Origin of the sequence: Mesorhizobium sp. M7A.F.Ca.CA.001.08.2.1, assembly GCF_003998455.1 — a bacterium.
GTDB lineage: Bacteria > Pseudomonadota > Alphaproteobacteria > Rhizobiales > Rhizobiaceae > Mesorhizobium > Mesorhizobium ciceri.
Map to the genome: position 1 here is coordinate 1 of NZ_RZPW01001163.1, position 1,280 is coordinate 1,280.

Sequence of the window (1,280 nt, forward strand, 5' to 3'; positions counted from 1 at the left end):
GGTGAACGCCACCCAGGATGGTGAAGCCTACTATCGGCGCTGCCTGTCGATCCTGGCCGAGATCGAGGATGCCGAGGCCGCCTTCCGCAACGCCGAGCCTTTCGGCCTGCTGCGCATCGACGCCAGCACGCTGCTCACCCGCACATTCCTGTTGCCGCGCCTGCCGGAGTTTCTCGACCGCTATCCCCGCATCGACCTGCAGATCGGCCAGAGCGACCGGCTGGTCGATCTCGTGCGTGAAGGCGTGGACTGCGTGATCCGCGTCGGCGAGCCGCCCGACAGCGGCATGATCATGCGGCGGCTCGCGATGATCCGCGAGATCACCTGCGCCAGCCCCGCCTATCTCGAGCGCCACGGCACGCCCGCCTCCCCCGATGCGCTCGACGGTCACCAGGCGGTGGGCTTTGTCTCGTCGCGCACCGGAGAGACCCTTCCGTTCGAATTCACTGTCGCCGGCAATATCCGTGAGGTGCGGCTGCCCGGCCGCGTCACCGCCAACAATTCCGATACCGCCGCCGACCTGGCGCGGCTTGGCCTCGGCCTCATCCAGGCGCCGCGCTATCGTTTCGAGAAGGATCTTGCCGATGGGACGCTGGTCGAGGTGCTGGCTGATTATCCGCCATCGCCGACGCCGCTGTCGGCGCTCTACCCGCAGAACAGACAGCTCTCGCCGCGCCTTCGCGTCTTCCTCGACTGGGCCTCACGCATCTTCGCCGAGACAAACCTGTAGGCTGCAAAACGCGCCACTCGCGATCAACTCGGTTTTGCAAACCCGGCCAGGGACGCATAGCCGCGTACCACGCTCTTGCGTTCTTCGCGCGAAGCGACGGCGTCGATGTCATCAAACCCATGCGGCGCCCGGGCCTCGACCATGTCTATGACCGCTTCCGGCCCGCCTTGCCGATTGGCCAGCACGATGGCCGATGTGGCCGGCCGCCGCTCCCCGTCATACCGTGTTAGCGCGGCTTCGACGGTCGGTCCTGCGGCCAGATGCATCGCAAGGCAACCAGCGTCGAGTATTGCCTGGCTGGCTCCGTTCGACCCCACCGGGTACATGGGATGCGCCGCATCGCCGAGCAGCGTCACCCGCCCGAACGACCATCGTGGCAGCGGGTCGCGGTCGCAGTTCGGATATTCGTAGAAGCCATCCGTTGCCTGGATGATCGAGGCGGGGTCGACAAAATCAAGCTGAAACCGGTCACGCACGAAGGGCAGCACATCGTCGATCACGCCCGGGCGGCTCCAGTCGCCGGGACGCAGCGGTGATGAGCCGCTATCGC

Annotated in this window: 2 protein-coding genes; one reads left to right on the top strand and one right to left on the bottom strand. The window is 66.4% G+C overall.

The genetic code is table 11. The features are described from left to right. Nucleotides 1–730 (top strand): LysR substrate-binding domain-containing protein (locus tag EN914_RS35825; protein WP_127389707.1); only part of this gene is annotated, 730 nt, incomplete at its 5' end. Nucleotides 731–753: 23 nt separating this feature from the next. Here the strand turns inward: EN914_RS35825 and EN914_RS35830 are convergent. After that, nucleotides 754–1,280 (bottom strand): FAD-dependent monooxygenase (locus EN914_RS35830; RefSeq protein WP_206527326.1); only part of this gene is annotated, 527 nt, incomplete at its 5' end.